At 46.5% G+C, this 14,160-nt stretch carries 11 protein-coding genes; all 11 read right to left on the bottom strand.

The window, feature by feature from the left end; translation table 11 throughout:
* Positions 1–129: 129 nt before the first annotated feature.
* On the bottom strand, positions 130–1,083 hold the full coding sequence (gene secF / locus AB4351_RS20245) for a protein translocase subunit SecF (protein WP_017061264.1): 954 nt from the start codon (positions 1,081–1,083) through the stop codon (positions 130–132).
* A gap of 2 nt (positions 1,084–1,085) precedes the next feature.
* Entirely contained in the window at positions 1,086–2,885 is a 1,800-nt protein-coding gene (secD, locus tag AB4351_RS20240; protein ID WP_102428120.1) for a protein translocase subunit SecD, read from the bottom strand.
* A gap of 275 nt (positions 2,886–3,160) precedes the next feature.
* Positions 3,161–3,625, bottom strand: a complete 465-nt coding sequence (locus AB4351_RS20235) for a hypothetical protein (RefSeq protein WP_136977944.1) — start codon at positions 3,623–3,625, stop codon at positions 3,161–3,163.
* 313 nt (positions 3,626–3,938) lie between these two features.
* Positions 3,939–6,707: a M16 family metallopeptidase gene (locus tag AB4351_RS20230; protein ID WP_372126975.1), complete on the bottom strand. Its 2,769-nt coding sequence runs from the start codon at positions 6,705–6,707 to the stop codon at positions 3,939–3,941.
* Between the two features lie 239 nt (positions 6,708–6,946).
* Positions 6,947–7,813, bottom strand: a complete 867-nt coding sequence (locus AB4351_RS20225; protein ID WP_372126974.1) for a LytR/AlgR family response regulator transcription factor — start codon at positions 7,811–7,813, stop codon at positions 6,947–6,949.
* A gap of 72 nt (positions 7,814–7,885) precedes the next feature.
* Positions 7,886–8,920 carry a sensor histidine kinase gene (locus tag AB4351_RS20220; protein WP_017061259.1) on the bottom strand — a complete coding sequence of 345 codons (1,035 nt, stop codon included), beginning with the start codon at positions 8,918–8,920 and terminating at the stop codon, positions 7,886–7,888.
* Complete coding sequence (locus tag AB4351_RS20215) at positions 8,920–10,212, bottom strand: hypothetical protein (protein WP_372126972.1); 1,293 nt, start codon at positions 10,210–10,212, stop codon at positions 8,920–8,922. Before AB4351_RS20215 ends, AB4351_RS20220 begins: the two co-directional genes overlap by 1 nt.
* Positions 10,213–10,221: 9 nt before the next feature.
* The gene (locus tag AB4351_RS20210; RefSeq protein ID WP_372126971.1) at positions 10,222–11,004 is read right to left on the bottom strand and encodes an outer membrane lipoprotein-sorting protein; all 783 of its coding nucleotides are present in this window, start codon (positions 11,002–11,004) and stop codon (positions 10,222–10,224) included.
* The gene (locus AB4351_RS20205) at positions 10,997–12,295 is read right to left on the bottom strand and encodes an ABC transporter permease (RefSeq protein WP_372126969.1); all 1,299 of its coding nucleotides are present in this window, start codon (positions 12,293–12,295) and stop codon (positions 10,997–10,999) included. The genes AB4351_RS20210 and AB4351_RS20205 overlap by 8 nt, the downstream gene beginning before the upstream one ends.
* Positions 12,283–12,981, bottom strand: coding sequence for an ABC transporter ATP-binding protein (locus tag AB4351_RS20200; protein WP_372126967.1), 699 nt, complete (start codon positions 12,979–12,981; stop codon positions 12,283–12,285). Before AB4351_RS20200 ends, AB4351_RS20205 begins: the two co-directional genes overlap by 13 nt.
* 66 nt (positions 12,982–13,047) lie before the next feature.
* A complete protein-coding gene (locus tag AB4351_RS20195) occupies positions 13,048–13,728 on the bottom strand; it encodes a hypothetical protein (protein ID WP_372073621.1) in 681 nt (226 codons plus the stop codon).
* Between the last annotated feature and the right edge of the window lie 432 nt (positions 13,729–14,160).

The raw sequence follows: 14,160 nt of genomic DNA, 5'->3' as shown, positions 1-14,160 counted from the left end.
GTTTTTTGAAATAGGCTCTCTTTTCTGTAACTGTCTGACTCTTATAAAAAATAAAGCCCCTCGTTTTGTTATAAACGAAGGGCTTTGTTGACGTTACTGACTAAGTCGTACTGTTAACCAATAGAGAGCCTAAGGGTACTCACCCTCAACTTCTACCGGCGCTTTCACTTGGTAGTGACAAGGCTGTAGGCCAAGTAACTTAGGCAGTGTGATACCTACTGAAACTGAAGACCACGTACCACTGACAATACCTACAACCAGTGCAATCGCGAACCCTTGAAGTGCCGCACCGCCAAGTAGCCAAAGCGCAGATACGGTGATTAGGGTTGTACCTGAGGTCACCATGGTGCGTGAGAAGGTCGCTTTAACCGATTCGTTAAGCAGGTTATCAGTGTCACCATTTGGATTACCACGCAGCATTTCACGAACACGGTCGGCAATGATGATCGAGTCATTCAATGAATAACCTAAAATCGCCAACACAGCCGCTAACACAGTCAGGTTGAACTCGAACTGAGTAAAAGCGAACAGACCCAAGATAAGCGTCACGTCATAGATGATTGCGGCTAGGGCGCCGAGTGCTAAACGCCATTCAAAACGTACACTCAGGTACAGCATGATCATTAGGAAACACACCAATACCGCTAAGCCACCTTGGTCAACCATGTCTTGACCGACTTGAGGGCCAACCACGCTGCTGTTAAGCACTTTTACTTGGTCGCTGACAGAAGACAAAGCATCCACTAAGTTTGGCTGTGGAGCATCTGTCAGTTGGCTATAACGGATTGTCCAGCGATCCTGTTCTGCCATACCAACCACTTGCACATCTTGTTGGAAGGCCGTATCAAGTTTTGTTTTTAACGCATCTTTGGTGACTTGATCAGAGAGCTGAACCTCAGCAACCACACCACCTGTGAAGTCCAAGCCCCAGTTAAAACCTTTCACCGCCACCAGCATCACAGAGCTCATGAACAGCACAATAGATATCGCAGACATCACCTTACGAAGGCGAGTCATATTCTTATCCGAAATATAGCTATTTGAAAAATAGCGGTCTGAAATAGTCATTTTTGAAGTACTCATGCTTAAATCCTTACATCGTGGCGTTGGTCACGCCCCCAAACCAAATTGATGATCGCTCGTGAAGCAAAAATGCCCGTGAACATACTGGTTAGAAGACCTAAGCCTAGAGTTAGAGCGAAGCCCTGAATCGGTCCATTACCAATGGTGTATAGAGCCACAGCAACGATCATGGTGGTGACGTTAGCATCGAAAATTGACGAGAATGCGCTATCGAAACCACGATCGATAGAGCTAGCAAAGCTGCGCCCTTCTTTCATCTTGTCTCGAATACGCTCGAAGATAAGCACGTTAGTGTCTACCGCCATACCAACGGTCAGTACCAAGCCCGCAATACCCGGCAGAGTTAATACCGCACCCGGTAGCAAGGCAATCAAACCAAACAACGTGGTCATGTTAACCACCAATGCACAGTTCGCGACCCAGCCAAGACGGCGGTACCATAGCGCCATAAACGTGAGAGTAAGACCAAGGCCAAGAGCCAAAGCAGCAAAGCCATTCGTTACGTTTTCAGCACCCAGAGATGGGCCAATGGTGCGCTCTTCAATGATGGTAACAGGCGCTGTTAATGAACCTGCACGTAACAGTAGAGCAAGCTCTTGTGCTTCTGCCATGCTGCCTGCACCTGTGATTCTGAAACGGCTACCCAGTTGAGATTGGATGTTCGCCACACTGATCACTTCACTGGTTTTTTCGCTGTTACCGGCTCTATCACGGCTGTATTCGCTGTAAACGGTCGCCATTGGCTTGCCGATGTTATGGCGAGAAAACTCAGACATTTTCTTACCACCAGAAGAATCCAGCGTAATGTTTACTTCTGCACTGCCCATCTCACCAATGCCACTGCGTGCATCGATAATGTGTTCACCGCTCAGCACTGCTTTGCGAGCAACCACGACACGATTACCATCTGAATCTTTCAGAGTTTGAGTATTGTGCGTTGCGTTGTCGTACACAGAGTAGAACGCTAATGAAGCCGTAGCACCAATCACGTCTTTCGCAGCTGCAGGGTCTTGTACACCCGGTAATTCGATACGGATACGGCTTTCTCCTTGGCGTTGAATCGATGCCTCAGTGATGCCTAGCTCTTCAATACGGCTGCGCATGATCTGTAGGTTTTGTTGAACCGTTAGGTTGCGTAGCGTTCTTTGTTCTTCTTCAGACTGAGTTAACGTTAGCGATTTATCTGAACGGTCACGTTGCCATTGTGGGAACTCTTCACGAATCAGTTTTTGTGCTTTCTCGAAATCGGCATCAGTACGGAAGTTAAATTCAACTTGGTTATTCACCACTTTACCGCGTGCATAACGCACTTGGCTGGTGATTTCATCGACCACAGATTGCGCTTGGGCGTGGTAAACCGGTTCCATGTCCACTTCTAACAGGAACTGCACACCACCACGTAAGTCAAGGCCTAGCTGAATCGGTGCGAAGCCCATGTCAGTCAACCATTTCGGTGCTGCTGGCTCCATCGCTAGCGCAACCGTCGCGTTATCCAATAGGCGCTCATTCAGCACCTCTTTAGCCTTCGCTTGTTGTTCTGCGTCTTCCAAGATCACGACTAAACGTTGGTCTTTTTGAAATGCCGATTTAGCTTGGATGCCTTCGCTCGCAAGGTATTGGGTAATTTGACTCGCATCGATGGTCTGTTCGGAACGATTGTTAATTTGAACCGATGCATTTTCGCCATACCAAGAAGGTAAAGCACTCAGAACCATGATGATGATGGTGGCGATAAGCACCACGTATTTCCACTTTGAGTAGTGGTTAATTTGTTTTCTTTGAATGCGTTTTTTCACAGTCAAGATCTCTTCTTTCTACCAATCACCGTAAATACGTGCTCAAAAATAGCACCAGAAAAAAGCAGTGATCGAGCATTTTAACCAGCTAGGGTGACCAGTTATTTACTACGATTGGTATGTCTAATATTTTGCGAACACGAGCGATGGCTAATCACGACCAGAACAAGCTGATTGAAAGATAGTGATGCTAAAGCTGATGTCGCTATGTTTGTTTTGATTAACTGGCGAGTTCAACGGGCACAAGTGACCATCGATACGACCAATTTAGGGTCAAACGATTAGCTAAGAAGTTCTCGGAAATGCGAGTATTGGATGTTGCCCTCTTTCCACCCCGAAAGCCGGGAGGACGGAGAACTCACAATGCTGGTCCAATGCTGCTTAGTATCCAACATCGGCGTGTTGAAGAGCAGAGAAGCCAGTAGTGATGGGGGAGAGAAGTCGATCAATAGATGATAAGCAGGCTCAAGGTCGGCCACGCTTTCTTGCTCGTTGCTGAGCATACGTCTAAAGGTTACCGCTTGGAAACTCGATTCAGTGTCGTGATAATTGGAACTATCACCTAAAGACGCAGTGTCAAACTGAACCTGATCACATTCCATGTAGCTCGACGGATTATCCGCAGCAGCTTGTTTACAAAGATCATTTTGTGAAGGCTGCTCTTGAGCGGAGTGGATTTGGAATGGCTTAGAAGGAAACGAATAGCCGTTAGAATTCACTAAGCCAAAGCTCAGTAAAAACAACATTAAGACTAATCGGGTACCTAATTTAAGCAATCTAATATCCAAACAACATTCTCGTAGATCGCCAATTTACAATACAAATGAAACGCTGTCTTGATTTAAAACATTTTTTTAGAAAATGATACGAAGCAACCGATTAAGCACTCTCGCATTTAGAACTACATGCCTTTAAATGCGGCCAACAACACCTAATACATTGATGTTATGAATAATGTAAAAAACAAAAAACCAAGCAGTGCATCAGTGCATGCTTGGCTTTGAGTTAAGTCTTTCTGTTTGCTTATAGCTTTAGGCTTTAGGCTTTAGGCTTTAGGCTTTAGGCTTTAGGACGCATGATATTTTTAACCTTACGGCTGTTTTCACCAAATATACGCTGCACAAGTTGATTCATGTCTTCCGCAGTGATCGACCTTGCCACTCGCTCAACTTGAGACAAAGCTTCGATATCGTAACCATGAAGTAAATAACGAGACAGGTACCATGCTTGGTCAATAGAGCTCGTCTCGAGAGGCGTGAAGTCCGCTTCAAACTGTTTCACGACTGCGTGCATTTCCTTTTCAGAGACGCCTTGTAAAAGGTCTGCAATCACTTTATCGATCGCCACTTCGACTTGGTCAACGTTCTCCGGCGCTACCATCGCCCCGATAACCCACTCACCACTCAGCTCACTATCTGCGGATGCTGAATACGCATATGGCGAGTAATCTAAGCTCAACTCTTCACGAATATAGGTATCTAAACGAGTCGCCAGCAAGCGCTGCAGCAAGTCTTCCATGAAAACATCTTTTGCCGACATTTTAACTTCAACGCTAGGCTCAGAGATAACTCGTAGGATGTACTCTGCACTATTCACATTGTTGATCGCTAAATCAATGCGTGATTCAGATGGCTGCTTGTAAGCCACCTTAAATTCAGGAACCTCAGCTTTTTCTAATGGAATCGAAGCCAAGTATTGCTCAACCAAAGGCTTTAATTCACTTGGGTCGATGTCACCCACGATCACCAATTGGTTATGCCTCATTTGACCAAACAATTGCTGATGAAGATTAGCGACGTCTTCCACAGAAACCGCTTCAACACGTTCTTTATCAACAAAGAGGTGGCCACTGTCTTGACGATAGATATTCTGGTTTCTTGCGCGCTCAAACTGACCGACAGGGCTGCTCAAGAAAGATTCTTGACCTTGTACAAACTCCTGTTTCACTGCCTCTAACTGCTCGGGAACAATTTTAGGCGCAGTTATGAAGGTATAAAGCGCAGCAAACGTATCTTTAAGTCCGTCTTTATTGATATTAAATTCAATACCATGACGAGTATTACCAATGAAAGAATCGGCGCTAATATTTTCACGATCAAAGTACGCTAAAAGCTCAGAGCCCGTAAACTCACCGGCACCGCTTCGAGCGAAGGTAGGTAACGCAACCTCAACAGCTGGGTACAAGCTCGGATCCAAAGCGGCTTTTCCGCCGAGGCTCATGTACATCACCCCAACATCATCACCTGCCTCATAATCACGCAGGTACCACATGTCGATGCCATTGCTTAACGTCCACTTTTGGATGTATGGGTCAATAGACATTTGTTCAGCAAGTACAACCTCGCCTTGCGAGCTAGGTACAGCAAAAGCACTCGCTGTTCCAATCGCAAGCGGCGGAACTCCCGCCTCGCGATACGTGGCTTTTAAACTATCGAGAGAGTTGATGACCGCTGTTCTGTCTTCATTGTCGTCCATCCCAATAACAATAAAGTAATCATCAGAAAGTAGATTCTTGATGTTGTCGTTAATCACTTCAAGGCTCAAGTTAGCAATGAAAGCTTCCAAACTTACTTGATAGTCTTTCTGTGATTGGACGATTCGATCTGTGACTAACGCACTCGCTTTGTAGTTCGCGTGTTCAACGCTATCCATTTTATCCCAGTCATGCTCGATGTTGTCGAGTAAGTCTTGATAGTAGTGCTGTTCGCCAACAATATCCGTTTCCGAAACACCAAAATCACGCAATGACGCCAATGTAGAAAGCAGATCTTGTTGGATTACTTCACGGTCTCCAGCCGGAAACCCAACACTTATTGCCGAATAGTGCAGAGCACCCATTCGATAGCCATCAGACGCTATCCATTGAGTCGGCAGCGCGGCATCATTAAATACTGCTTCTAATCGTTGTCGAATCAACTGTTGAGAGGTTTCATCTAACCAACGTTGATGCTGCTGAGCATGATTTTCAACTCTATTTAAACCTCGGTTAAACGTCAGAATGATGCTTGGCGCTTCTCTTCCTGCGTACTCAACATAATCATCTTCATTGAATGAGGTCATTTTCTGTTTCTCTGGTCTCGGCGTATCGCCACGCTCCCAGCTAGAAAACTTTTCTTCAATAAGTGGAATCACAGTTTTGATGTCCACATCACCAGAAACGACCAGCTCAACTATTTGAGGTTGATACCAAGTCTGATAAAAGTTGCTGATGCCTTGAGGAGTAGCATTCACGATCGACGATTTAGTCCCTAATGCATCTTGCGATTCGTACGGGCCGCCTTCAACGAAGTAATCATAATATATATCTCCGAATGACTTATCATCGAGGCGAGCCATACGGAACTCACCAAGAACCACGCCTTTTTCTTTTTCGACTTCTGAACTTGATAGATCCAGGCCATCACCAATGTCACGCATCCACGTCAAAGCAGACTGCAATTGGATGTTATCTGGCAAATCTAACTGGTAGACCGTCTCTTCATAAGAAGTGTAGGCATTAATATCAGCACCAAAGCTAGCGCCTGCGTCTTCGAATAGACGAATCACATCGTTCTGAGAGAAGTTTTTACTGCCATTGAATGCCATGTGTTCCAAGAAGTGCGCGTAGCCTTCTTGTTGAGAAGTCTCTTGAATCGAACCGGCGTGCACGACTAAACGAACAGATACGGATTCTTCATGATCTGGATAAACATGATAAGTAAGGCCATTTTCTAGTTGGCCTGAAGTCCATGCCGGATCCGGCTGGATTGGCGTTTCGGTAGTTTTTGATGTTGAGCTACAGCCAACTAAGGTGAGGCATAGAGCCGTCGCTAAATAATATGTTTTCATAACAACCTCTTAATGTCATTCATCGACAATATACAGATTGAGCTAACGATTATTATTTAATATTGAACCTGATGAGTATCTTTGTGATCTGGATCTTTATTTTATAAATCACCAATCGTTATGTAAGATCGCTGTGCTCATTTAAATAGGCATTTAGATAAGAGCCTATTAAATCGATTTTAGACTCGCTAACTACATCTATTTAAAATCAATAAGCTACATAAATTTCAGCCAGTTCTCTACATACCCTTAAACAACGCTTGCGAGGCACGGCTGATCGGTAGCTTTTCCCCTGACACATACGCCGACATCTGACCTGAGAGCCCTTTCTTCACCTTATCAATGGCGGAAACTTTCACTACCACTGAACGGTGGATTTGCCAAAACTCATCAGGATTGAGTTGCGCTATCAACTCTTTTAGTGACACGCGAAGAATATACTCCTCTAGCGATCCCCCTTGACCCTTCTTAAATATAGACACGTACTTGTCTTCCGCTTTGAAGTAAGCGACATCATCGACGGCGATTAGGTGAATGTCTTCCCCGACACTGGCTTTGAGCCACGTTAGATGTTTCTTCTGCTGTTGATAAAGGGGCTGCGATAGATAAGGAGGCTGCGTTTGCTGGGAAGACGATTGTGATAGCTGTTGAAGCTGAGCCATTAACGCTGTGATATCGGGCTGTACTGAGGTGTCACCAGGCTGTTTTTGACGGCTTAACAAACGCGCTTGCACCTTCTGACATGTGGCCAGTAAGCGCTCTTCGTTGATTGGCTTCAGCAGGTAATCCATCGCATTGTGATCAAAAGCTTTGACCGCGTATTCGTCATAAGCCGTGATAAACACAATCAATGGCGGTAAATCTAACTTGTTGAGTTGTTTCGCCAGAGAGATACCATCCAGTTCCGGCATACGAATATCGAGAAAAGCCACGTCGGGCTTAAGCTGCTGAATACTCTCCATCGCCTCCAAACCGTTTTGTGCTTTACTGACGATTTCTAACTCCGGCCAAACCTCAGCAAGGCTCTTGTCTAAGTGGTGCCTTAACAGTGCTTCATCGTCTGCGATTATCGCCGTTACGCTCGGCTGTACTGTTGGGTTGTTCATGGTTAGTCCTTTAAATTCACACTGTAAATCGTCTATTTTGCGTCACTGTTCGGTGTTTTCTGATCTGTAATTCTAGGCGGCTGCCTCAGTCAACGGTAACAAGATCGTCGAGACTACCCCGCCTTCAGCGTGTTCAGTAATCGTTAGGCTCGCCTTATCACCATACAGGGTTTCGATTCTTTGACGAATATTGCTTAACCCAACACCGTGACCCGTATTCGCAGAAGGCGTTTTCAACCCAGCGCCATTATCAGCCACTTCAATTTTTAGCTGCTGTGCTTGTTGAGTAATACGAATATTCACTTGGCCACCAGCGGCTTTGGGCTCGATGCCGTGCGTGAGTGCATTCTCGACCAAAGGTTGAATCAAGAACGGTGGAATCACCTGCAAATCGCTAATCTCGTGTATTTCAATCGAGAACGTTAAGCGCTCACCCAAGCGTATCTTTTGGATATTAAGATAAGCGTCTAACAAGTCGACCTCTTGTGCGATGGTCGATTGCTCGGTGCGGCTGTTTTTCAGAGTTACACGTAATAAGTCAGTCAGTTTTTCGAGCATCAACTTGGCTTTCGCGCTGTCACTCTCAATCAATACATTGATGGTCGCAAGCGTGTTGAACAAGAAGTGCGGTTCAATTTGGCTTTGCAGTTGTTTAAGCTGGCTTAGCACCACCACCTTTTCTTGGTCGGCCTGACGACGCTTGGCCACTTCCAATTCGTTATCGGCACGTAACTGCTGCTCCCGAGTATAGAAATAGTAATAGCAAACCGAACAGAAGATCACACCGAGCAAGACTACAGATTTAAGGTCCGAGATATTAGCCCCGAAATACCCGTTCAACCAATAGTGTGCGTTCAAGGTACCAAAGGTCATCGCGATCACCATTGAGATACCCACCTCAAGCGTTCGAGATGTCCTCTTAAACAACTTCACCAAGATGAAAGAAGAACCCACGGCGCTGTAGCCAAAGCCAAAACTGATTGCCAGGTTAACCGTTAATCCGCCGCCCCAAATCGTATGGGTTGTAATCGCAATAAGAACACAAAATAGCGTGGTGAACGCGAAACTCTTAATCCATGAAAATCGACTGTTTGAAGAAGTGTCCATTAAAATCGTCCTTTGATATTTAAGAGAATCATATGACTATCGGGTAAACTGGCGTAAGCAGAATCACTTTTACCACCTAGAAAGCGTGCAGCAAGTTCCAAATCCAACGATGAATTGCCATTATCTAAAGCCTGATAATTGAGCCACTGAGTCGCAATAAAACCGCCATCTTGAGGAGACAACATGACATCGAATGTTGGCGTGATATCTTCAAGCCAGCCATGTGTCGAATCCAGAGACCAACGAAACATGAGGTTGTGTTGAACCAAATTGGCGTGTTGATAGCCTTGAGCGTAAGAGCCCGCCAACGATATTGTCATGGGATTAAGAGACAAAGATTCCGCATTCTCTAAAGCGCTTTGCCACTCAGAGTCACTCCAAGCGCGGCTATCAAACCAGTATTCCAGTACCACATTGTGGCCCGTCTCGTTGACCCATATCAGTCCGAGTAAGGCTTGGTAAGCCTCGCCCTGCTCTTCTAGATAAACCGGTTTATGCAGTGAGTTAGGCTGGCTGTAACCCAAACTTTGTCGCTGATAAACCATCGAACCGTGAAACTCCCACGCGAGATTTAATACCGACACCAAGCTCGCTCCAAGCAAGCCGTGGCGTACATCGTCGTAATAAGCGATCCATTGATATTCGTGGTCGCCAACCAGATTGTAACGACGTATCCCAAAGCCTTGTTGCTGATTCTGCTTTTCGAATTCATTTACGTCTTGGGAAGTCCATGACGAATCGCTGTAAAGCAGTGTCCATTCGCCCGTCATATCGAACAGTGACGCCGAGGCAACACCTGCGCCCTCTTCTGCGACAATGCCCACTGGGTTTTGTCGATAAGGTTTGATGATGTCTAACGGTCGATAGCCATAGCCCACGCCCCAATCCAAACGAACCTTGCCAAGCGTGACATCAAGATAGTGGTCACCGAACGCTGAATTAGACAGTTCAACACCACCTTGCCAAAACAGCTCGCGCACAATGAATTCCGATTCAAAGCTCGCCTCATTCCCCTGTGGATCGTTGCTCAAAATATCGTTGGCTTTAACTGCGAACAGACCAAGCCAATTGTTATATCCAACCTCTAGATCCAGCAAGCCATTTAAAGACTGACGATTATCAGACGCTAAAGGGCTAAATGGTGACTCTCTCGATTCAATCACTTCTGCACTGAGTTGCCAATCCCACGCCAAGCTCAGGTCGTCCGCTTGAATCGTGTTACTCACACAAGACAAAGCAAGCAAAGTAGCGATTGAAGGCTTTATGTGGAATCGGCAATTGGAAGCTTTCATGACGCTCACCTACAGCCCAGACACGCTGTTACGCGATAAGTAAGCAGGGTTGTAGTATTTGTCAGCCAAGGCTTGTTCACTCACCTCGCGGTACTCAATCACGGTTTTCTTACTTGGTTGAATCTTATCGAGCAAAGTCATCGAAACTACACTTGGCAAGCCATCTCGCACGCCTTCAGTAAACCAAGCTTGCTTGGCCAGTTTTCCAGAACGCAGATACAGATCCGCTTTAACAGGAAACGCTCGGTCTGCCGTTAACCACAGATCAATCGATTGATAGCTGGCACCCTTGGTTTTCGCCGTTAGCTTTAGGTGATGGGTATCGAGTGTCTCGCCAGTCGGCATCTCAACCTGTTGCTCGGCAACCCATTCACCTTGGTAATCTTCGCTCCACGTCAGCGTTGAGATGTCCCCTACCGAAGCTTCACCCAAGAGTTTCTGCATTGGTGTGATTCGGATAGGTCGGCGCGATTTCGGCATCAGTAACCAATAGTTGTCCTCTATCATCAGCATCTTTTGACCCGCCTCGACCGCCGACTTGAACACGACCAGCGACTCTCGGTTTGGTCTTGTGTAGACGTTGTATTCGCGGGTTTTGTCTAGTTGCTCGTCTTGATATAGCGCGACCAGAGAAACCACTTTAGACGCCTGTTCGCTGTTCAAGCGATAGCTATCCGCCTTGGCGATCATCTCTGTGACTTGTTGTGAATCGACTGCCCAGCTTGGTGTCGATGCTAGAACCAAAACCAATACAGAACCTAAAACAGTGAGTGAACGAGTAAATTTATACATAAACCAGCGCCTCCGTGATTGGCTTATTTACGCCTTTGCGAGCAGAGAAATAAGCGGCTAGCAAACATACCGTCAACACACCTAAAGTGGCGTAACCAACTAATTCCAATGAGAAGTAAATGTTGAGTGGGTAACCCTCGGTTCTGCCGGGAGGTGGTGGCATTTGGATATCCACCACCAGCAATAACACCGACACGAAGCCACTCACTAACGCGCCGATCGCGCTGCCAATCACAGCCAACAATCCCGCCTCTTTTAAGAAACCTGCGACGATTTCAGACGGGTAACTGCCTAGTGCCGACAAGGTGCCAATTTCACGAGTACGCTCGGTCACCGACATGGTCATGGTGTTAAACAACGACACAAACACTACCAATGCCATCACCGCGCCCATGATGCCGAAGATACGGTCGTAAAGATCTTTCACCTTGGTGTAGAAAAACGCGCGATCTTGCCACGGGGTGATCTCGATCTCTGTGCCTTGATCGCTTTGGCTCGCACTATTTCGATCTAAAGCTGTTTGGATACGCTGTTGAACGGTCGAGGTCTTGCTTGTTTCAAATAGAAACACCGACAAGGTACTGACTTTGTCTGACGCTAAAAGCTCTTGGGCAGTGGTGATGTGTACGTATAACTGACGCTTATCCAGCTCAGGCACTCCTGTCGAGTAAATACCCTGCACCTTAAAATCAAAAGCGTTCAATGCGCCGTCACTGGTAGTCGCGAGCAGTGTCACCCAATCGCCAACGGCAACTTTGAGATTACGAGCAAGGTCAGTTCCCAGCATCACTTGTGGCTCTTGGCTGTCGTATCTTGGCGATTTCACATCCGAGAGGGTCTGACCGCTGCGCACATCTAAGAAAGGACCTTTCATGTCGAACTCACGCTCATTGACACCCGTTCCCATAAAAATGGTCGATTTGCTGCCGTTAGAAACCAAGCCGCTAAAATAGACCCTAGGCTGCACACCACGCACGTCGCTGTCGCCAATAATGCTCTTGGTTAGGGCTTGAACATTGTCTAGACCATTGCTCAGCGGCATGTCTTCATCTTGCTCAAAATATCCCGGCGTACTCAAAGTAAGATGACCAGTATCGCGCGCGGTCGATTCACGCAGAGATTCATAGGTATAAAGCCCATAACCTCCAGCCGAGGTCAGCGCAAATACGGCAATTGCGATGATCAATACCGAAAGCAGACTACGGCGACCGTTTCTCAATAAATTAAGCCACGCCAAACGCACCAAGGTAGGAAGCAAAAAAGTGCTCATTCTTTGTGTTAACTTGCCCATGAGATTGCCTCCATTGCTGTGGCTTGTAGTGCCAGTTGACCATCGATAGGTTCAATGACTCGGTCACAACGCTGCGCCATTCTTGGGTCATGCGTTGCGACAATAAAGGTGGTGCCCATTTCATGGCCGAGCTCTTTCATAATGTCGATCACAAGGTTGGCGGTGTGACTGTCTAAGCTAGCGGTCGGCTCATCGGCAATGACTAAGCTTGGGTTGTGGATTAGCGCTCTGGCTATCGCGACACGTTGCTGCTGGCCGCCTGAAAGATTGTCTGGGCGATGATGTACATATTCGCCTAGCCCAACACGCTCCAACATCTCTTGTGCTCTGGTCTGCTGTTCTTGTTTCGAACATTGGTTCAACATCAATGGGTAGGCCACGTTCTCAAGTGCCGTCATCACTGGAACCAGATTGAAGCGCTGAAACACAAAACCCAGCGACTGACGACGAAAACGCGCAGCGGCGATTTGCTCAGTCGGATACGGTTGGCCATCAATATTGATCTGTCCTCGATAGTCCATATCCAACAAACCCAAAATATTCAAAAGTGTGCTTTTCCCTGAACCAGACGGGCCACACAACGCCACCATTTCACCGCGCCGGATATGTCCATCGACCCCGCTTAATGCATCAACACGTTGACCGCCCGTGACATATGCTTTGCAGATATCTTTAAATTCAATCATTCCTTTGTCCTCCGCTGACCCATAATTTTTAAGCGTTCGCAGTTGTTAATGAGCTTTAGTAAACCGCTATTTGGCTTTCGCTATTAGGGCTTTCGCCGTCATTGTCTCGATGTTGCCAGCATCGGTGTTTTCCATCTTTTCAAGCCACACCTGTGCTTGCTCGAAGTCCTCAGCACGAATCGATGCAGTAATGGCGTAACGGTAAATCCACGATGTCGCAGCGAAATGTTGCTGTTGGAAATCATCTTCCGCGAGTAACGCGAGGAACAGGTCATAACCACGATCGAAATGATTAAACATGTCTGGCAGAGAGGTGTAAGTAACGGCGGCCATTGCGCGAGTTAGGTAAGAATCTGGCAGCCCTTGAACACGGGGTTGTTCATGAATTGGTTGGTCTTCGTCTTTCAGCAGCACCAGTGATTTATCAATGGTTGATAAGCCTCTCTCCACATACTTCATCTTGTTCCAAGGTAAGAACGCATCACGCCCCATCAGGGTTTCTGTGCTTCCTAAATAAACTAAAGTCAGTGGCGTAGCGCCGTCTTGTTGCAGCGTGTCATTAAGGCGTTCATAAGCCACCTCAACCAAGTCTTCATTGCCTTGCGCCGCTTGGTTGTAGATATCGAGCACGTCTGAACTCGGGTTCGCTAAAGCTAACGACGGTGCAAACGAAACAAGAGCAATCAGCAATGAACGCGTAAGCACAGAAGTTGTAGAGCCTGAATTAAATGAGTGTGAAGTAGTCATGATTTCTAATCCCTTTCAAATGTTGACGTTGAAAGGTTAACTAGAATTTGTCGTGCAGTTTTACCAATGCGACGAATGGTAATTATAAGGAGTGAATGGTTGAGAGGCGGTGTGAGTGGGGTCTCAACCTTATAGGAACTAGACGAACACTATTCGCATAATTAGCCATAGTTACCTCCCCCTCTAACTCCCCCTCAATCTGGGTTCATCAATATCTCTAGATCTTTAGCAGAGGGGGAGAACTTTCTTTAGCACTGAACATATATCGACACTTTTAACGATCGATGTTCTATTCCTCCCCTCTCCACGATCAGCAAGGGATCTACATATGAATCAAGGGGAGGCTAGGAGGGGATTTATTTTGGATTAACGCACTCGGCAGAGCTCAAACAAAAAAAATAGCCGCTAATCCGTAATGCCGTTCACTTAAGA

Source organism: Vibrio sp. 10N.261.51.F11 (assembly GCF_041471665.1).
Classification (GTDB): Bacteria; Pseudomonadota; Gammaproteobacteria; order Enterobacterales; family Vibrionaceae; genus Vibrio; species Vibrio crassostreae_C.
The sequence above is the reverse complement of the archived record's forward strand: the minus strand, read 5'-3'. Positions and strand labels throughout refer to the sequence as shown.

What these genes read in the sequence shown, in the direction of transcription:
- AB4351_RS20225 (WP_372126974.1), bottom strand. Translation starts at nt 7,813, where the DNA reads ATGAACAACCCAACAGTACAGCCGAGCGTAACGGCGATAATCGCAGAC.
- AB4351_RS20205 (WP_372126969.1), bottom strand. Translation starts at nt 12,295, where the DNA reads ATGGGCAAGTTAACACAAAGAATGAGCACTTTTTTGCTTCCTACCTTG.
- AB4351_RS20210 (WP_372126971.1), bottom strand. Translation starts at nt 11,004, where the DNA reads ATGTATAAATTTACTCGTTCACTCACTGTTTTAGGTTCTGTATTGGTT.
- AB4351_RS20215 (WP_372126972.1), bottom strand. Translation starts at nt 10,212, where the DNA reads ATGAAAGCTTCCAATTGCCGATTCCACATAAAGCCTTCAATCGCTACT.
- AB4351_RS20235 (WP_136977944.1), bottom strand. Translation starts at nt 3,625, where the DNA reads ATGTTGTTTTTACTGAGCTTTGGCTTAGTGAATTCTAACGGCTATTCG.
- secF (WP_017061264.1), bottom strand. Translation starts at nt 1,083, where the DNA reads ATGAGTACTTCAAAAATGACTATTTCAGACCGCTATTTTTCAAATAGC.
- AB4351_RS20200 (WP_372126967.1), bottom strand. Translation starts at nt 12,981, where the DNA reads ATGATTGAATTTAAAGATATCTGCAAAGCATATGTCACGGGCGGTCAA.
- AB4351_RS20220 (WP_017061259.1), bottom strand. Translation starts at nt 8,920, where the DNA reads ATGGACACTTCTTCAAACAGTCGATTTTCATGGATTAAGAGTTTCGCG.
- AB4351_RS20195 (WP_372073621.1), bottom strand. Translation starts at nt 13,728, where the DNA reads ATGACTACTTCACACTCATTTAATTCAGGCTCTACAACTTCTGTGCTT.
- AB4351_RS20230 (WP_372126975.1), bottom strand. Translation starts at nt 6,707, where the DNA reads ATGAAAACATATTATTTAGCGACGGCTCTATGCCTCACCTTAGTTGGC.